The organism is Flavobacterium rarum (SeqCode), from assembly GCF_965234445.1.
GTDB lineage: Bacteria > Bacteroidota > Bacteroidia > Flavobacteriales > Flavobacteriaceae > Flavobacterium > Flavobacterium rarum.
Window position 1 is genome coordinate 51,218 of sequence record NZ_OZ248483.1, and the last position, 20,454, is coordinate 71,671.

The 20,454-nt window shown below is 34.2% G+C and carries 13 protein-coding genes; 6 read left to right on the plus strand and 7 right to left on the minus strand.

The features are described from left to right. Positions 1–119 precede the first annotated feature (119 nt). From mdxK to AC8GF4_RS06015, 4 genes are all read right to left on the minus strand, one after another. Positions 120–2,426, minus strand: a complete 2,307-nt coding sequence (mdxK, locus tag AC8GF4_RS06000; RefSeq protein ID WP_506593339.1) for a maltose phosphorylase MdxK — start codon at positions 2,424–2,426, stop codon at positions 120–122. A gap of 86 nt (positions 2,427–2,512) precedes the next feature. Further along, positions 2,513–3,172, minus strand: coding sequence for a beta-phosphoglucomutase (gene pgmB, locus AC8GF4_RS06005; RefSeq protein ID WP_506593341.1), 660 nt, complete (start codon positions 3,170–3,172; stop codon positions 2,513–2,515). A gap of 14 nt (positions 3,173–3,186) precedes the next feature. After that, positions 3,187–4,521: an MFS transporter gene (locus tag AC8GF4_RS06010; RefSeq protein WP_506593342.1), complete on the minus strand. Its 1,335-nt coding sequence runs from the start codon at positions 4,519–4,521 to the stop codon at positions 3,187–3,189. A 744-nt stretch (positions 4,522–5,265) separates the two neighbouring features. Further along, a complete protein-coding gene (locus AC8GF4_RS06015) occupies positions 5,266–6,285 on the minus strand; it encodes a LacI family DNA-binding transcriptional regulator (RefSeq protein ID WP_506593343.1) in 1,020 nt (339 codons plus the stop codon). Positions 6,286–6,529: 244 nt separating this feature from the next. Between AC8GF4_RS06015 and AC8GF4_RS06020 the strand changes: the two genes are divergently transcribed. From AC8GF4_RS06020 to AC8GF4_RS06045, 6 genes are all read left to right on the plus strand, one after another. Beyond that, the gene (locus AC8GF4_RS06020; protein WP_506593345.1) at positions 6,530–9,469 is read left to right on the plus strand and encodes a SusC/RagA family TonB-linked outer membrane protein; all 2,940 of its coding nucleotides are present in this window, start codon (positions 6,530–6,532) and stop codon (positions 9,467–9,469) included. A 16-nt stretch (positions 9,470–9,485) separates the two neighbouring features. Continuing rightward, positions 9,486–11,072, plus strand: coding sequence for a RagB/SusD family nutrient uptake outer membrane protein (locus AC8GF4_RS06025; RefSeq protein WP_506593346.1), 1,587 nt, complete (start codon positions 9,486–9,488; stop codon positions 11,070–11,072). Between the two features lie 25 nt (positions 11,073–11,097). Beyond that, positions 11,098–12,168 (plus strand): SusE domain-containing protein, encoded by a 1,071-nt coding sequence (locus AC8GF4_RS06030; protein ID WP_506593347.1) that lies wholly within the window; start codon positions 11,098–11,100, stop codon positions 12,166–12,168. Positions 12,169–12,371: 203 nt separating this feature from the next. Next, the gene (locus AC8GF4_RS06035; protein WP_506593348.1) at positions 12,372–15,266 is read left to right on the plus strand and encodes an alpha-amylase family glycosyl hydrolase; all 2,895 of its coding nucleotides are present in this window, start codon (positions 12,372–12,374) and stop codon (positions 15,264–15,266) included. Positions 15,267–15,687: 421 nt separating this feature from the next. Next, positions 15,688–15,984, plus strand: coding sequence for a type II toxin-antitoxin system HigB family toxin (locus AC8GF4_RS06040; protein WP_506593349.1), 297 nt, complete (start codon positions 15,688–15,690; stop codon positions 15,982–15,984). A gap of 3 nt (positions 15,985–15,987) precedes the next feature. Further along, complete coding sequence (locus tag AC8GF4_RS06045) at positions 15,988–16,356, plus strand: helix-turn-helix domain-containing protein (protein ID WP_506593350.1); 369 nt, start codon at positions 15,988–15,990, stop codon at positions 16,354–16,356. A gap of 92 nt (positions 16,357–16,448) precedes the next feature. Here AC8GF4_RS06045 and AC8GF4_RS06050 read toward each other — a convergent pair whose 3' ends face one another. From AC8GF4_RS06050 to AC8GF4_RS06060, 3 genes are all read right to left on the minus strand, one after another. Next, on the minus strand, positions 16,449–18,995 hold the full coding sequence (locus AC8GF4_RS06050) for a sodium-translocating pyrophosphatase (RefSeq protein ID WP_506593351.1): 2,547 nt from the start codon (positions 18,993–18,995) through the stop codon (positions 16,449–16,451). Between the two features lie 112 nt (positions 18,996–19,107). Next, a complete protein-coding gene (locus tag AC8GF4_RS06055) occupies positions 19,108–19,638 on the minus strand; it encodes an inorganic diphosphatase (protein WP_506593352.1) in 531 nt (176 codons plus the stop codon). A gap of 112 nt (positions 19,639–19,750) precedes the next feature. Further along, positions 19,751–20,350 carry a DNA-3-methyladenine glycosylase family protein gene (locus AC8GF4_RS06060; RefSeq protein WP_506593354.1) on the minus strand — a complete coding sequence of 200 codons (600 nt, stop codon included), beginning with the start codon at positions 20,348–20,350 and terminating at the stop codon, positions 19,751–19,753. Positions 20,351–20,454 lie beyond the last annotated feature (104 nt).

Genomic DNA, 20,454 nt, shown 5'->3' on the forward strand with positions numbered 1-20,454 from the left:
GTTTGATTTTTAAAATCTAAAGTTTAAACCTAGTTCTTTTAACAAAATAAGGCCATATAAGAAAATGTAAGAAAAACTTAAATGAGCTTATATGACCTTATATGGTTTTGTTTTTAAAGTTATACTGTAGTTAAACCAATTGGTTGCACTAAAACAGCTGTTCCATTTACGAAAACGGTTAATTCATTAGTGCCTTCAAGGGATAATTTGGTTTCTTTATGATCAACTGCAATTTTCAAAATTTGATTTCTGAAATTAATTTTAAAGGAATAGCCAGTCCACTCTTTTGGAATTTTTGGGGAGAAGTGAAGGGTGTCTCCTTTTACTCTCATACCTCCAAATCCTTCCACAATACTCATCCAAGTTCCTGCCATTGATGTAATGTGACAGCCTTCCTCTACTTCTTTATTATAATCATCAAGATCCAAACGAGACGTTCTTAAATAAAACGCATATGCCATATCCATTTTGTCTAACAATGCAGCTTGAATCGAGTGTACACATGGAGAAAGAGAACTTTCATGCACTGTAAATGATTCGTAGAAATCGAAATTACGTTCCAATTGTTCTTTAGAAAAATGATCTTCAAAAAAGTAGAAGCATTGCAAAACATCGGCTTGTTTAATATATGGAGAGCGTAAAACACGATCCCATGACCATTTCTGGTTAATTGGTCTTTGTGAACGATCTAAATCTTTTACCGGAACCAAATCTTTGTCCAAGAAGCCGTCTTGTTGCAAGTAAATACCCATCTCTTCCGATTTTGGAAAATACATATTACCTGCTACTTTATTCCACTCTGTCAATTCTGTTTCAGATAATTTCACTTTTTCCATAATACGTTTATGGTCCGAAGGATATTCTAAAGAAACTTTTTGAATTTGCTCGTATGCATAATCGATACACCATTTAGCAATATAATTGGTGTAAAAATTATTATTGATATTATTTTCATATTCGTTTGGCCCAGTTACTCCCAAAATCATATACTGATTTTTGTTTTTAGAAAACGAAGCTCTTTGGTGCCAAAAACGAGCAATACCAATTAATACTTCCAATCCTTTTTCAGGAATATAAGAGTAATCACCTGTAAAACGATAGTAGTTGAAAATCGCAAAAGCAATAGCTCCATTTCTATGAATTTCTTCATGAGTGATTTCCCATTCGTTATGACATTCCTCACCGTTCATTGTAACCATTGGATATAAAGCAGCTCCGTTTTTAAAACCTAAGTTTTTCTCCGCATTTTCAATAGCCTTGTCCAATTGATTGTAACGATACGTCAACAAATTACGAGCTACTTGTTGGTCTTTTGTAGCCATATAAAATGGAATACAATACGCTTCTGTGTCCCAGTAAGTTGATCCTCCGTATTTCTCTCCTGTGAATCCTTTTGGACCAATATTCAAACGAGAATCTTTCCCTAAATAGGTTTGATTCAATTGGAAAATATTGAAACGAATTCCTTGTTGTGCTTTTACATCTCCGTCGATAGTGATATCTGACATTTCCCATATTTTTGCCCAGGCATCAATTTGATCTTGCAATAATTGATCGTATCCTTTTGCTAATGCTACTTGAATTGTGTTTTCTGCAGCAACAATAGTATCAGCATGGTTTAATGAAACCGTGTAACCACCAATTTTTTGAATACTTGATTTTTCGCCTTTGGCAACAATTACATCGTAATAAAATAAAATTTTATCAGCGATAGTATCTACAGAAGTTGGAGAAAGATTTTGTTTTTCTCCTTTTGCAAATATGGTATTTTGCATGAAAGTAGTCACTTTGAAATGCGTTTTGAAGGTTTGAGCCGTTACAAAAGCTTCATTTCCTGATTTCCTAACATCTATAGGCTCCCAGAATTTTTCTTCCCAGTTGGCATCTTCATTGGTTACACCAGCATCAATATAAGGTTTGTATATTATTTTTGCATCTTTATTTAATGGTGTAATTTCATAGTTGATAACACCCACTTCATCTAAATTTATAGAAAGAAAGCGACGAATATCAACTGCGACTTGAGTTCCATTTTTCAAAGTGGCTTGAAAAGAACGATGGTACCAACCTTCTTTCATATTCAATTCACGGCGAAAATTTGCAACTTCAGTACAGGTGTTTAAATCAAAATCTTCACCGTTAATTTCGATGTTAATTCCGATCCAGTTTGGTGCATTCAATACTTTAGCAAAATATTCAGGGTATCCATTTTTCCACCATCCTACTTTCGTTTTGTCTGGATAATAAATTCCTGCAATATAACTTCCTTGAAAAGTTTCACCTGTATAATTTTCTTCAAAATTGGCTCTTTGTCCCATTGCACCGTTTCCAATGCTAAAAAGACTTTCAGATGATTTTACGCTTTCTCTATCAAATCCTTCTTCAATGATAGACCAATTGTCTGGTTTAATATAATCTTGATTCATTTTTATTTAAATTTAAGGAGTAAGGTTTGAAGTTCAAGAATAAAACACCTCTTTGCTTCATTCCTCATTCACCTTATCTTTTTGTTTTAATTGTTTATTAATAATTCTAAAAAAGTGGGACTTATTTGAGTGAAATCTTTAAAAATATATTCTGCTTCATGAAGGGTTGATTCTTCTCCAACTCCAATACTTAACATTTTGGCTATATTGGCTGCTTGTACACCTGCTACCGAGTCTTCAAAGACGATTGCATCTTCATTGGCTACGTTTAATAATCGTGCTGCATGAAGAAAAACTTCTGGGTCTGGCTTTGCATTGACAACGTCATTTCCGTCTACGATGGCATCAAAGTAAGCTAAAGTACCTGTTTTTTCTAGTATTGGTCTAGCGTTTTTACTGGCAGATCCCAAAGCAATAGGTTGATTGTTTTTTTTCAAAAATTTTAAAACAGTCATTACTCCAGGAAGTATTTCTGTTTCGTTCATATCTACTAAATAAGAGAGATAATCTTCATTTTTTTGAATTAACCATTTGTCTTTATCTTCTTGAGAAGCTTCTACTTTACCTAATTCTAATATTATATCTAAAGATCGAACTCGACTCACACCTTTTAATAATTCATTATGTTCTAATGTGAAATCTATGCCCAATGAAGCGGCAATTTTTTTCCATGCTAAAAAATGGTATTTGGCCGTATCTACAATGACACCGTCCAAATCAAAAATAAACCCTTTTCTCTTTTCCATTATATTCTTCTTTATTATTTAATCGTTTCTATTTTCTCTTTTACAAAAAACACAGCAGTTCCAGCTATTAAAAATGATGCACCTGCTATTACAATAATCGCCATTGGATTACCTCCAAAAAGAGCAATCAAAGTACTACCTAATACACCTGCTGCTATTTGCGGTATTGTTATTGTTGCATTAAACAATCCCATATATACTCCCATTTTATCTGCGGGTAAAGAACCAGATAACATGGCATATGGCATAGCTAATATTGCAGCCCAAGCTAGTCCCACTCCAGAAATGGAAAGTAATAACATGTTTTTGTCTTCAACTACAAACATTGAAATCAATCCTAATCCTCCTAAAAGGAGTGAAAAACTGTAGGTTTTTTTTCTTCCAATTGCTTTTGCGATTGTTGGAATCAGTAAAGAGAATAGTGCAGCAACTCCACTGTAAAAAGCAAACATTACTCCTGTCCAATCTCCTGCTTCGTTAAATCCAATTGATTTTGCATCTAGTGCAACTCCATTTCCCCAGATTTGATCGGCAATGGCTCTTGTTGTGTAAACCCACATCAAAAACAAAGCAAACCATGAAAAAAATTGAACAACTCCTAATTGCCAAAATATTTTAGGGGCATCTCCAATTAATTTAAAAATGCTAGTTTTTTCCTTAATATCAGAGGCATTTAAGTCAATTTTATTGTATTCAGCATGTTCTTTTGGTGCATATTCTTTGGTTCTAAAAACGGTCCAAAGTACAGTTCCCAACAAAATTGCACCTCCTATATAAAAAGACCAAATAACCGATTCGGCTACTTTTTCTCCTGCTGCAGGCACATTCGACATTCCAATTTTTACAAGAATCCAAGGTAATAAAGATCCAAAAACGGCTCCGAAATTGATAAGTGCACTTTGAAGAGAATACCCCAAATTGCGTTGGTCATCGTTAACCATATCTCCAACTAAAGCCCGAAAAGGTTGCATAGTAACATTAAAGGATGTGTCCATCAGCAACAACATTACAGCTCCAAAAACTAAAGGAGGTAACAAGAAAGTAAAATATTCTGCATTTGGCATAAAAAACATTGCTAACGCAGACACAATCGCTCCAAAAAAGATAAAAGGAATACGACGCCCTAATTTGGTCCAAGTTTTATCACTTGAAAGGCCAATAATAGGTTGTACAACTAATCCAGCTAATGGGGCAGCCAACCAAAAATAACCGATACTATGAACATCTGCTCCTAGTGCTTCTAAAATTCTACTTGTATTTCCATTTTGCAATGAATAGCCAATTTGAACTCCTAAGAATCCAAAGCTTAAATTCCAAATTTGCCAAAAACTTAATTTCGGTTTTTCCATTATTACTTATTTATGTAATTAAGCTTGATAAACACGATGCTTATCAACTAGTTTCAGATTTTATAAAATGAATTTGATTATACACGCTTATTGACAAGTATTTTTCAGCTCTGTACTATTTTATAAATAAAATAATTTACATCTCTAAAAAAAACTTTTTAAATAATTTAAATGTATCGTAATTTAAATAGTTTAGGATATAATCTAAAAGCGACATTTCGTTTTCGTTATAATCTACTATTCAGTTTTGAAATTCACTAAAATTTCTTGCTATTTTATGAATCTTAATTATTTGATATTGTCGTATTTTAACAAACTGTTACAAATACATAATCGTTTTAAAAAAACTCATCTTGTTTTCGAAGTAAAAGAAAAGCCATAAACGGGAAGTAAATGTATAAAATTAAATTGAGTTATTTTTTATTAAAATCTAAAAAAAATCAATTTTTGTAACTACAAGGTTGTAGTTATTAATTAAATACATGTTTAATAGGATAATTTTTCTTGATTGTACAAATTGTTTTGTAAAAAAAAACTGGATGGGTATTACGCCTCCAGTTTTGTTTTTTTTTAATGCAAGTTTTTACTTTATAGTTTTACTTTTCAGTTTCAAATAGATTTCATTAAAAAAAAACGAAACAAAAAAGAATTATTTTTCTGAAATTTTAATACAAATGGTTCAAGATAATATTAGATATTTTATCCTAAAATTGAACTCTTAAGTAGTGTTAATTTGTAAAAAAATTAATCTGTAGATTCTCTTTCTACAAGATATGTTTCGATAACTTCAGTACTGTAGTTTTCTTCGTCATCATCTTCAGATTCCAATCTGTCTATAATGATTTTGGCGGCTCTGTTGCCCATTTTTACACCGCTTTGACTTACCGTAGTAATAGTAGGAGTAGAGTATTTGGAAATCATTCCGTCTGTAAAAGCAATAACGGCTAAATCTTTGGGTACGTTCAATCCTATTTTATTGGCAGTTTTAATACAAGTAACTGCAAAAATTTCATTTACGGCCAAAACAGCATCGATTGCTTTGTCTTCTAGTAGTTTTCCTATAATGATTTCGCAAGTATCAATGTCTTCAATTTTTATAATTAAGCTCTCATCGAATAACAACCCATTGTCTAGTAAAGCTTTGGTATAGCCATCGGTTCTTAATTTGCCAACACTTACATAATCAACAGTAGTTACAAGTGCAATTTTCTTTCTGCCTTTGTCTATTAAGCTTTGTACGGCTTCGTAGGCTGCCATTTTATCGTCAATAATTACTTTGTCACAAAGTACCTCGTTGGTAACTCGGTCAAACATAACTACTGGCATTCCTTGATTGATAACTTCGGTAATATGATGAAAATCACCTTTGAATTGGGTCTCTTTAGACAGAGACATAATAAATCCATCGATACTTCCATTGGCTAATAATTCCATATTAAGTACCTCTTTGTCAAAAGAATCGTCGGATAAACAGATGACTACACTATAGCCGTTTTCATTGGCAATTTGTTCTATTCCATTAATAACAGTGGAGAAAAAATGATGAACAATTTCTGGGATAATTATACCTATTGTTTTTGTTTTTCTGTTTTTAAGACTTAGTGCTATGTTATTTGGTTTGTAATGATAGAATTTGGCAAAAGCTTGAACTTTGAGTCTTGTTTCTTCTCCTATTTCAGGGCTGTTACGTAATGATTTAGAGACAGTTGAGATGGAAACGTCAAGCTCTTTGGCAATTTGTTTTAAAGTAATTTTTTTCTTCATAGTGGCATTCCTAGATTCTTAATCTAATTAATTCATAATAAAGGTAACATAATTTTTTATTTATTGTAATTATTCCCATAAAAATAAATATAAAAAGCAAAGTTTTCAACACTATCACGTTTTCGTAACCCGGTTTGATTTATGTCATGTCGGGCGTGTTAATAAATCCTTAATTTTGAAATTCGAAGTAAAAAATAACTTAAACAAAACTTAACCCAAAAAACAATTAATTTAAACAAAAAGTATGAAAACAATTTATAGAAAGTTGTTATTTTTATTACTCCTGCTTCCGTTTTTTGCAATAGCACAGAACAAAGTAGAAGGTATGGTGGTTGATAATGCAACAGGACTGCCAATTCCAGGAGTAAATGTAAAAATAGAAGGAAGTGCCTCTGGTGCTTCAACAGGTTTTGATGGTAAATTTCAATTGACCAATGTCAAACCTACAGATGTGTTAAGCATATCTTATATGGGATATTCAACTAGAACAATTACTGTTGGATCTCAAACCTCATTAACTATTAAACTTCAAGAAGATTCCAATCAATTGAAAGAAGTAGTAGTACAAGTAGGATACGGTTCTGTTAAGAAAAAAGATGCTACAGGAGGCGTTACTGCTTTAAGTACTAAAGACTTCAACAAAGGACCGGTAGTTTCTGCTGATGCAATGGTTACTGGTAGAGTCGCTGGTATGCAGGTAATTAATGGCGGTGGTTCTCCGGGAGAGGGCGCTACTATTAGAATTCGTCAAGGAGCTTCTTTGTCTGCAAACAACGATCCATTGTATGTAATTGATGGTGTTGCTGTTCAAGCTGGAGGAATTAATGGAGGTAGAAATCCATTGGCTACGATCAATCAAAACAATATTGAGTCTATTACGGTTTTGAAAGACGCTTCTGCAACAGCTATATACGGTTCTCGTGCCTCAAACGGAGTTGTAATCATTACAACCAAAAAAGGAAAAGCTGGTGATCTTAAAGTTTCTTACAATGGGAATTTCCAAGTTTCTGAAGTAACTAATCAAGTAGACGTTTTGGGAACAGATGAATACAGATCTTTTGTAAATGCAAATGGAGACGCAAGCAAAATAGCTCTCTTAGGCGCTGCTTCAACTGATTGGCAAAAAGAAATTTACAGAACCGCTTTTGGTACAGATAACAATATTGCACTTAGTGGTGGTTTTGATAATCTTACTTATAGAGCTTCTGTTGGTTATGCAAATTTACAAGGGGTTTTACTTCGCGATAATCTTCAAAGAACAACTTTTCAAGCCGCTTTGGTTGGAAATTTCTTTGACAAACATTTAAGAGTAGAGTTAAATAACAATACTTCTTCTATGGTTAACAACTATAGTAATCGTGGTGCTGTTGGTTCTGCTGTTAGTTATGACCCTACACAAAGCGTTAAAAATGCTGACGGAACCTACTTCCAATGGTACGATAGTCCAACTAAAATCACTCCTAATTCAAGCACAAACCCTTTGTCACAAATCAACCAAACCAACAATTTGGGTAATTCATTTAGAAGTATTGGTAACATCCAATTTGACTATAAATTACACTTTTTGCCAGAATTAAAAGCAACGGCTAACTTTGGTTACGATCAAAATAGTGGAGTGTCTTATGGAGATACCGCAGCTGGTTTTAAAAATGGCTTAGTAGGTTCAGGATTTAATAATACTTACAGGAATACAAGTACAAATTTCAATAAGTTAATGGATTTGTACTTGAATTATAAAGGAACTGTTGATGCTGCAAGTTTGGTTTATGATGTAACTGCAGGTTACAACTACCAAAATTTCTATAATAATGGTACTCAATCGAGATATACTTTTGAAAGTAATCAAACAGTAGATACTCCTGTAGCAGCTACCAATTTAAATTTACAATCTTTCTTTGCTAGAGGTCAATTCTCCTTTGCAGACAAATATTTATTAACGGCTTCTTATAGATATGATGGTACATCTCGTTTTACAACAGACAATCGTTGGTCAGGTTTCCCTGCAGTAGCTTTAGCTTGGAAAATCAATGAAGAAGGATTCTTAAAAAATGTAGAAAGTGTGTCTTCTCTTAAACTTAGATTAAGCTGGGGGGTAACAGGTCAGCAAGACATTGGTACTATCTATCCATCGATTCCATTGTATTTAGTGTCTAACAGTACCGCTCAATATCCATTTGGAGGGAGTTATTACAATACGTACAGACCACAACCTTACAACAATAACTTGAAGTGGGAACAAACAGAATCAACTAATATTGGTCTTGATTTTGGATTCTTGAAAAATAGAATCACAGGAACTGCTGATGTTTATAGAAAAGAAACAAGCGATTTGTTATTGAATACGTTTAACCCAGCCTTTTTTGGATTTTCTGATAGAGACAATTACAACATTGGATCTGTAACTGCAGAAGGTATTGAGGTTTCAGCTAACTTTATTCCTGTAAAAGATGACAATTGGGAATGGAACATTGGAGGAAACGTAACTTTCCAACAAAGTGAGGTTACTAAATTAACAACAACTCAAGCAAATACTCCAGGTTTAAACACAGGCGGTATTCAAGGAGGTACAGGTAATACTATCCAAAACTTACAAGTAGGATATGCTCCAAATTCGTTCTTAGTATTTGAACAAGCATATGGCGCAGATGGAAAACCACTTGATGGTGTATTCATCGACAGAAATAAAGATGGAGTAGTAAATGATAAAGATTTATACCGTTTTCACAAACCATCATCAGATGTGTTTTATGGTGCCAATACTAGTGTATCCTACAAGAATTGGTTATTTGCTATGAACGTTAGAGGAAGTTATGGTAATTACATGTATAATAATGTAGATTCTAACAATGGTACAGAAGCTAATGTTATTACAACTAATGGTAATTATTTAAGCAACGGTACGCGAGATTTATTGTATACAGGTTTTACAACGTCTAACGACAAACAATTACATTCTGATTACTACGTGCAGGACGCTTCTTTTGTAAGATTAGATAATATAAGCTTAGGGTATACTTTTAATCAAAAAGAAAATGCTCCTTTAGTTCAATTGACTGCTGCAGCACAAAACGTATTGGTAATTACAGATTACAAAGGATTAGATCCAGAGATTGCAAACGGTATTGATAACAATTTTTACCCAAGACCAATTACGTTCACGTTAGGTTTAAATGTTAATTTCTAATATAACAATAAGAAAAATGAAAAAGATACAAATAAAATTATTGGGTATTTCTTTGTTAATGATGATGGGATTCTTGTCATCATGTACTGGAGATTTAGTTCAAGAGCCAGAAGGTACAACGGCTGTGCCTGGAGAAGAATTCTATAGTAATCCAGCTTCTTATAAAGAAAGTTTAGCTAAGTTGTATGCGGGATTTGCTACTACTGGGCAAGAAGGGCCTACAGGAAAGCCAGACGTTTCCGGTGATGAAGGAGCCAGTCAATACATAAGAGGATTGTGGTTAATGCAGGAATTAACTACTGATGAAGCTGTTATCGGTTGGAATGATGGATCTATCAAAGATTTCCATTCTCAAACATGGACGGATAGAGATTCATTTATCAAATCTACATTCTACAGAATCTCTTTTCAAATTGTAAACTGTAATGAGTTTTTAAAGCAAACTACTGATGCAAAATTAGACGGAAGAGGAGTTGATGCAGCTACTAAAGCTATTGTTAAAGAATTTAGAGCTGAAGTACGTTTCTTAAGAGCTTTGTCTTACTGGCATTTAGTAGATTGTTTTGGTGGAGGTTCTCTAGTAACTGAAGAGTCACCATCTGATTTCTACTACCCTGCTTATTCTTCAAGAGCAGAATTGTACGCTTTTGTTGATTCTGAGCTGACTGCAATTACTGCTGATTTAAAAGCGCCTAAAACGAATGAAAAATTTCGTGTTGATCAAGCTGCAGCATGGATGTTACAAGCTAAATTGTATATGAATGCTAAAGTATATATTGGGACTGATAAATATACTGAGGCTTTACCTTTAATTAATAAAGTAATTGCTTCTCCTTATTCTATCCACACAAATTACAACCAATTGTTTTTTGCCGATAATGACACCAATGGAGCACAAAACGAATTTATTTTCGCTATTGCTTTTGATGGTTTAAGAACTCAAACGTACGGAGGAACTACTTTCTTAACTCACGCTCCAGTTGGAGGATCTATGGATCCTAAAGCATTTGGAATCAACGGTGGTTGGGGTGGTATTAGAACTACATCAGCATTTGTTGACAAGTTCCCTGCTGGAAACACAGATACTAGAGGTAAATTCTGGACTGACGGACAATCTAAAGACATTAATAACATAGGTTCTTTTACAGATGGTTATGCAGTTCAAAAATTCAGAAATGTGAAAGTAAACGGAGCTCAAGGTTCAGATGCAACAGGTAACTTTGTAGATATTGATTTTCCTATCTTCCGTTTGGCAGATGCTTACCTTATGTATGCAGAATGTGCAGTAAGAGGAGTTGGATCTTTAGGTACTGCAACTACTTATGTCAATGCTGTAAGAACAAGAGCCAATACAACGTCAATAAATCAAACGGATTTGACACTTGATTTTATTCTAGACGAAAGAGCAAGAGAGTTTCACTTTGAAGGGCAAAGAAGAACAGATTTAGTTCGTTTTGGAAAATTCACAGGCGGAGCTTACATCTGGCCTTGGAAAGGTGGAGTTAAAACGGGATCACCAACTCAAAGTTTCAGAGACATTTTCCCAATTCCTGCGGATGCTATCGTAGCAAATCAAAATTTAATACAAAACCCTGGTTACTAATAATCTAAACTTAAATTAACGAAATATGAAAAATATAACTAAAATATTAATTGCTTTATTCGCTATAGTAGCGTTCTCTTGTACTCAAGACGATGTTGAAAATAGACCTGTAATTACTCCAGGTGATGCTCCAGTATTAACTGCTCCTACAGCAGGTGCCATTTATGTATTGTCTCCTGCCAATGCCACTGCTACTGCAGAGCGTTTCACTTGGGATTCGGCTACTTTTGGTGGAGATGTTGAAGTGACTTACGCTGTTCAAATGGATGTAAAAGGAGGAGATTTCTCTAAAGCAGAAACTTTAGGATCTGTAGTTTCTGCAAATCAAGTAGCTGTGACTGTTGAAGTAATGAATGGCGCTGCTTTAAAATTGAAAGCAATACCTTTTAAAGCTGCGAATTTTGAAATTAGAATTGTAGCTACAACAGGTACTTCTACTTCTATCGTTTCTACTGTTACTGTTATTGTTGTAACTCCTTACACTACAGAAAGTCCTAAATTATGGCTTCCAGGAGGTTATCAAGCAGCTTCTGGATATGGATCTGACTGGACTCCATCTACTGGACCACAACTAGAATCATCTGGTTACGGAAAAACTGATTTCGAAGGATATGTATATTTTGCTGCTCCTGGAAAATACAAAATGACTGCACAGCCTAATTGGGGTCCTGTTGATTACGGAATGGGTGCAACTGCTGGAACTCTAGATCCAAAAGGTGGAGATATTGACATGCCTGCAGCTGGTTACTACTTGTTTAAAGCAGATACAGATCCTGCAAAACTAACGTATTCTGCTACTGCAACTGCATGGGGAATCATTGGAAGCGCTACTCCAGGAGGATGGGACAACAGTACAGCAATGACTTATGATAAAACTAAAAAATTATGGTCTGTAACTGCTGACTTAACTGGTGCAGAATTTAAATTTAGAGCTAACAATGCTTGGACTTTTAACTTAGGAAAACTAAAAACTGCTGCGAATGGTGTTAATTTACAATATGACGGTGACAATATCGCTGTTGCTGCCGGAAATTACACGATCACTTTAGACTTAAGTGTTCCAAGAGTTTACAAATACACTATTACTAAAAACTAATTTTTAGTTTTATTTCAAAAAGGGCTATCCATTGCGGATAGCCCTTTTTTATTTTAAAAATTTTCAACTATTCAGAAAAATAACGCGAAAAAATAAAGTTTTTAACACTACAACGTTATCGTAGATGTGTTCGTAACTAACTGTTATTTTAAGTGTTATAATAAAGTTATATTTATTAAATATATAACGAAATCGATTTGATTATGAAAAAACTTATACTTTTATTGTTTCTTTTCTTGTCATTGAGCAGTATTGCCCAACAGCAAACAGCAACTTATTCCATAAATCCAGCCACTTTTGAAGAAACAACTTCTATTACAATTACCATTAATGGAAGTAGTATCAATGAATCTACTTGGGGAGTAACAGGCAATGCACTCTATTTATGGGCATGGGCTTTTGACTTAAATGATACAACTCAAAAAGGAACTCCACTAAATGGTTCTTGGACTGCTTCAGATGAAGCCAGTAAATTTACATATAATGTAGGGAGTGATACTTACACTAAGACCTTTGTTCCAACTACCTATTACAATACAACAAATATTGGGAAAATTGGCTTTCTAATAAAAGCTAAAGATGGAACTGGCGATAAAAAATCACAAGATATTCTTGCCGAAGTAGGCTCCTTTCAAGTTACCTTAACTTCACCTGCACAAAATAGCACTACTATTCTAGCAACAGGCGGAAGTCTTTCGATAGCTGCTACGAATACCAATGGTGTAGCAAATTATATTTTAAAATCAAACGGCGTAAGCATTAATACAAATGCAAGCACTTCTAGTTATGCATTCAATCACACCAACATTACTTCAAACCAAAACTATGAATTGGAAGTAACTCAAAGTGCTACAACAGTTACCAAAAAATTCACTGTAGTCATAAATCCAAATACTGTTTCTGAAACTATTCCTGTAGGTTTGGTCGATGGAATCAATTATAATCCTAATGATGCCACCAAAGCTACTTTAGTTCTTGATGCACCTTTGAAAGATTTTGTATATGTAGCCGGAAGTTTTAATAACTGGCAACCGGACAACTTGTATGCAATGAAAAAAGACGCAACTTTAGGCTCAACCAAATTTTGGTTGGAATTGACTGGATTAGTTTCGGGAGTAAATAATACTTATCAATATTGGGTGGGAGAAACAACTCCTATAGCCAATTCTCCAGCATTGGTAAAAACAGCTGATCCTTATTCTACTTTGGTATTGTCTCCTTTTGATGACCCAGGAATTCCAGTTGCAACCTACCCAAATATGCCTGTTTATCCAGCAGGGCAAGAAAGAGAAGTAACCGTTTTACAAACCGGACAAACGCCTTATGTATGGAGTGCGGCAACAACCAATTTTGTAAAACCAGAAAAAGATAAATTGGTAGTTTACGAAGTATTGGTAAGAGATTTTGATGCGAATAGAAATTACCAAGACCTAATTAATCGTATCGATTATTTCAAAAATTTAAAAATCAATGCCATTCAGTTAATGCCAATTATGGAATTTGAAGGGAACGAAAGTTGGGGGTATAATACCTCTTTTCACATGGCTTTGGATAAATTCTATGGTCCTTCAACCAAATTAAAAGAATTGATTGATCTTTGTCACCAAAACGGAATAGCCGTTATACTTGATGTTGCCTTAAATCATTCTTTTGGTAGAAATCCAATGATTCGTATGTGGATGAATGATCCAGAAGGAGATGGATGGGGATCGCCAACCACAGAAAATCCTTATTATAACACTGCTGCTATGCACAGTTATAGTGTGGGAGAAGATTTTAATCATCAACAACCAAGAACTCAAAATTATGTAAAACGCGTGGTTAAACAATGGATAGAAGAATACAAAATTGACGGTTTCCGTTGGGATTTAACCAAAGGATTTACTCAAAATTGTCCGTCAAATGTTGCTGGTGGTCAAGATGCATGTACGGGCAATTACCAACAAGACCGTGTAGATGTTCTTAAAGCTTATGCCGATTATTCTTGGTCTTTGGATGCAACTCATTACACAATTTTTGAACATTTAGGAGGAAATACTGAAGAACAACAATGGGCAAATTATAGAATTAATGACCCAATAAGTAAAGGAGTGATGATGTGGGGAAATATGAACTCAAATTATAATGAGTTATCAATGGGTTATACTGCAAATATTTCTGGAATGACAAGTCAGAGCCGTGGGTTTACAGCCAATCGATTAATGGGGTATGCCGAAAGTCATGATGAAGAACGTTTGATGTACAAAAATGGACAATTTGGTAATTCAACAAATACAGCTCATAATGTAAAAACTTTAAATGTTGCTTTGTCTAGAATGTCAGCAATTGGAGCCGTATCATTATTAATTCCAGGACCAAAAATGATCTGGCACTTTGGAGAATTAGGATGGGAAAAATCTATTTTCACTTGTAATAACGGAACTGTAAATGATAATTCGTCAACTATTGCAGGGGATTGTAAATTGGATACCAAACCACAGCCACAATGGACAAACAACTGGCTTGCGGATAATAACAGGAACAAAATCTATTATGATTGGGCAAGAATGATAGGTTTGAAAACTTCTGAAGCGGTGTTTTCAGGGATGGCAACTGTATCAAACACTTCAAGTTTAACTCCGAATATTAAAATTACTAACAGCGCTTTGGCTAGTACAGACCTTAAAGACGTACTTATAATTGCCAATTTTGATGTTACTGCGAAAAATGTTTCGACAGGTTTTCAATATACAGGATCATGGTATAATCTAATGGATAATACACCCTATACGGTAACCGACATGAATGCAACAATCTCTTTGCAACCAGGTGAGTTTAGAATCTACGGAAACAAAACTTCTACTTTGGCTACAACTGATTTTGATGTATTAAATGACATTTATATTTACCCAAATCCAGCATCTAATTATTTTGTACTAAATACTAATACTACTAAAGTTCAGATCTATGCTATTTCAGGACAATTGGTAAAAACTTTCGATAAAAGTCAAGCCAAAGATCATCAATATAATGTTAGTGATTTAGAGAGTGGAATGTATTTCGTTAGAATATACAATGAAGAAAATAAAGTAAAAGTGATGAAGTTTATCAAACAATAGTGCCTATGGAATAAATATTTTTGAATTAGTAAAATTATAATTAAGTCATCAAATTAAGTTTTGATGACTTTTTTTTATTTTTTTTCGGAAATAGTATTGAGGAAATCATCAAAGAAAAGGGGTTGAAAACTAGGGAAGTTGCCCAAGATGCTGATATGGATGTAGAAAATCTAAAAAAAAAATATTAAAGGAAAACAAGAATTGAAGGTGGGCAATATGCTAAAAATTGCTTTTGCATTGAATACAGAAGTATCTGAATTAATCAAAGATTTAAAAGCTTCTAAATAAACCGCACATCTGCAGTTCTTAAACTAAGAATGTTGAAAATAGTTCTTTATACTTACCTAGTAAAGATTAAAAAATAAATTCATTTTTCACAATTAGGGAATTTTAAGCTGTCTTTGACCCTACAAATTCACGTATGAGAATAATTGCTAAAAGAACCTTGCAGAATTTCTGGGAACAAAATCCCAGTTCAAAACAGCAATTATTAGCTTGGCATGAGGTTTTTGATAAAAACATATTTGTCAATTCTAATGCTATAAAATCTATTTTTGGTTCAGCTGATTTTGTTGGCAATAATAAAGTGGTTTTTAATATTTGTGGCAATCATTATCGGCTAATCGTGAAAATTAGTAATATAACACAAATTGTCTCTATTTTATTAGTAGGAAATAACTCCGAATATGATAATTTGAAAGATATTAAAAACTTATAAAAAATGGAAATAAACCCTATAAAAACAGAAAAAGATTATGATTTAGCTCTGAAAAGAGTTAATCTTCTATTTGATGCTAAACCCAACACTCAAGAAGGAGATGAATTGGATATATTAGTTACACTTATTGAAAAGTACGAACAAATCCATTACCCCATTCCTGAATCCGATCCAATTGAAGCTATTAAATTTATGATGGAACAAAAAGGAATTTCTGATGCCGATTTAGGCGTTATTTTGAATAGTCGTTCCAGTGTAAGTGAAATTTTCAAACGCAAAAGAGCTTTGACTATTAAACAAATTCGTTTGCTTACAGAAAATCTTCATATTCCAGCTTCTACTTTGATTAAAGAATATGCTTTAGAGCACTAGGTTTTCAATCTTTTTTAAATAAAAAAGCACCTCATGACAAATTTTGTTATGAGGTGCTTTCAGTATTAAAATCGTAACTTCAATAATGATTTTTATTTCAAAGCATCAATCTGTGCTTTTACTTCGTCTTCGGTTCCTTCAAAATTTTGAGTAGTTGTAGTCCCGTTAGCTGTAGTTGTTACTGTCGCTTTGCTTTTCCCGTTTTCATTGGTCATTTCTACACGAACATCTTTCATTGTAGTCAACTTGATCGTTTTTGTTTTTTCTCCCACAAATTTTCCATTCGCATCATACATGGATAAACATTTTGTAGTACATTCTTCAGAGCAACCGTTTTCTTTGCACATTGCAGCGCATTCATCTTTGGTCATGTTCGCCAATTTTGCAGGATCACATTTACTAGAAGTACAAATCATCTCGGTTGTATTCTTATCCGAACAACAAGCCGATACAGCAGCGTCAGAATGGCCACTACCTAAAATTGGTGCCATAACCAAACCTATCAAACAAGTCAACTTGATTAAGATGTTCATTGAAGGTCCAGAAGTATCTTTGAATGGATCTCCAACAGTATCTCCAGTTACAGCTGCTTTGTGTGAATCAGATCCTTTGTATGTCATTTCTCCATTAATTAGAACTCCAGCTTCAAAAGATTTTTTGGCGTTGTCCCAAGCTCCACCGGCATTGTTTTGAAAAACAGCCCAAAGTACTCCAGAAACGGTTACTCCAGCCATATAACCTCCCAACATCTCGGCAATTAATTGATTGTTATCTCCGTAAACTAATTTTCCTAAAAGAACAATTGCAATTGGGAAACCAATTGTTAAAACGCCAGGCAACATCATTTCGCGCAAAGCGGCTTTGGTCGAAATGTCTACACATTTTGCATATTCTGGTTTTCCAGTTCCTTCCATAATTCCAGGAATTTCTTTGAACTGTCGACGTACTTCGTACACCATGTCCATCGCTGCTTTTCCAACTGAATTCATCGCCAAAGCAGAGAATACAACAGGAATCATTCCGCCAACAAAAAGCATAGCCAATACTGGTGCTTTAAAAATATTAATTCCGTCAATTCCTGTGAAAGTTACATAAGCAGCAAACAAAGCCAAAGAAGTTAATGCAGCCGAAGCAATTGCAAATCCTTTTCCAGTTGCCGCAGTGGTGTTTCCTACTGAATCCAAAATATCGGTTCTAGTACGAACTTCTTTTGGTAATTCGCTCATTTCTGCAATACCACCAGCATTGTCTGATATTGGTCCAAAAGCATCAATAGCCAATTGCATTGCTGTTGTAGCCATCATTGCTGAAGCCGCCAAAGCTACTCCGTAGAATCCTGCCAAAGCATAAGAAGACCAAATGGCTGCTGCAAATATAAGTACAGTTGGAAACGTAGAAATCATTCCTGTTGCCAATCCAGCAATTACGTTTGTACCTGCACCTGTAGATGATTTTTGAACAATTGCCATAACTGGTTTAGTTCCTAATCCAGTGTAATATTCAGTAATGGAAGAGATTGTTCCTCCAACAACTAATCCAACAATTGTAGCATAAAAAACTCTCATGGATGAAATATCTTTTATTCCTTCTCCAAAGAAACTCATTTTCATAGTTTCTGGAAGCATATATTTAACCAAAACAAAACAAGCAATTGCTGTAAGTGCAATAGAAATCCAGTTTCCTATGTTTAAAGCTTTTTGAACTTGAGCTTCTTTGGCATTATCATCCGATATTTTTACAACCATAGTACCAATGATAGAAAACAAAATTCCGAAACCTGCAATTGCCATTGGTAACAAGATTGGACCAATGCCACCAAAAATGTCTTGAATGTTTCCACCCATATCTTTAATTACATAGTTCCCCAGAACCATTGCTGCCAATACGGTTGCTACATACGAACCAAATAAATCGGCACCCATTCCGGCAACATCACCAACGTTGTCTCCAACATTGTCTGCAATTGTAGCAGGATTTCTTGGGTCATCTTCTGGAATTCCAGCTTCTACTTTACCAACTAAATCGGCACCTACATCGGCTGCTTTTGTATAAATCCCTCCGCCAACACGTGCAAACAAAGCAATTGATTCTGCTCCAAGTGAAAAACCAGCCAATGTTTCAAGAACTTTGGTCATGTCTTCTGTAGAAGTCCAAACGCCACCCATGAAATAATGAAAAAAGACAATGAAGAAACCTGTTAAACCAAGAACTGCTAATCCTGCAACACCCAAACCCATTACGGTTCCTCCGCCAAATGAAACTTTCAAGGCTTGTGGTAAACTTGTACGAGCCGCTTGCGTAGTTCTCACATTGGTTTTTGTCGCAATTTTCATTCCCATATTTCCTGCAAAAGCTGAGAAAAAGGCGCCAAAAACAAAAGCGACAACGATTAATATATTTGTTGTTTGAAATACAAAAGACATTCCTGCTAATACAACACTTGCTATTAAAACGAAAATAGCCAATAGACGGTATTCTGCGTTTAAGAATGCCAAAGCCCCTTCATATATGTGATCTGATATTTCTTTCATTTTGCCATCTCCTGGATCTTGTTTTAACACCCAAGATCTTTTGATAGCCATAAAAATAAGCCCTATAATTGCCATAAAAATTGGCACATAAATCATAATTGTATTCATAAATATTCTTTTTGGTTTGTTAATATAAAAATTGTAATCGATAGCAATTTAAACAAAAAAAGCAACACTCATTGAAGAGCATTGCTTTTTTTATAAATATTATGGGTAAAAATTATTTAATACTAAATAATCCTTCTGGTTTATTTGGAATATCATCAAAACGTTGCGTACATTCTTTGATGATTGCAAATGCTTCGTTTACATCTCCCCAACCTTCAACATCTACAACTTTGTTCTCCAAATCTTTGTATACTTGGAAAAAATGTTCAATTTCTTTCAATAAGTGAGGGTTGATGTCAGATAAGTTTTCAAGTGAATTCCAGATTGGATCCGATACCGGTACACAGATTACTTTCTCATCTGGTCCTTTGTCATCTGCCATGTGGAAAACTCCAATAGGCTTTACTTCCATTACGCAACCAGGAAAAGTAGGTTCGGTTACTAAAACCAAAACGTCTAATGGGTCTCCATCCAAAGCCAAAGTTTCTGGAATGAAACCGTAATCAGCTGGGTACATCATAGAAGAGAATAACATTCTATCAAAACGCATTCTTTTTATTTCAAAATCGTACTCGTATTTATTTCTACTTCCTCTTGGTATTTCGATTAATACATCAAAAGTTTTTAATTTGTCTGCAGTCATTATTCTTTTATCTTTTCTTAATTTATTAACGACTGCAAAAGTAATCAAAGAATGCTTTTCTGCAATAAAAAAAGGCAATATATAACTATAACGTTTTCGTGAAATTTGCTCTTTAGTATGTAATTGTTCTTTTTCTTTTTCTAAGGTAATAATGCCAAAGCAAAAAAGTGGCGTAGGACCGATAAGGGCTCCATTGTTCTGTATGTATTTCCATTTCTTGTTTGTCATGAATATCAAGCAATTCCTTAATTGTGTTTACGACTGCAATGTCTCCTAAAGGAATTAAATCGGGTTCTTGTAAACAAAACATCAAATAAATATCGATAGTCCAATTGCCAATTCCTTTTAATTTGATTAGTTCTTCTCGAACTTGTTGTGCTGTTTTTGTGGCTAAACTGTCAATATCAAGTTCTTTATTCAGAACTGCATGCGCTAGTATTTTTATGTAATTCGTTTTTTGTCGGCTAACGCCTAAAGCTCTAAACTCTTCGTCGGGTAAAACAGACATCGCTTTGGGAGTACAGGCTGTATGTGCTTTAATCTTTATAAATGTGGCTTTCGCCGAATCTATAGAAACTTGTTGTTCCAAAATCAATAGTACCAAAGTCTCAAATCCTTGAGGTCTTTTTGGGATTGTAGGCAATCCGTAAGTATCTATAATGTGTTTAAATATGGAATCTTTTTGAAAAAGATGGTCGATGGCTTGTTGCATTTTTTGTCGCTGTATTTTTCTAAAAGCAAAAATAAGCATTAAAATTAACCTTGTCCAAATTCTAATTTTAAACAAAATAGGTTGAGATAAAATATGTAAATTTG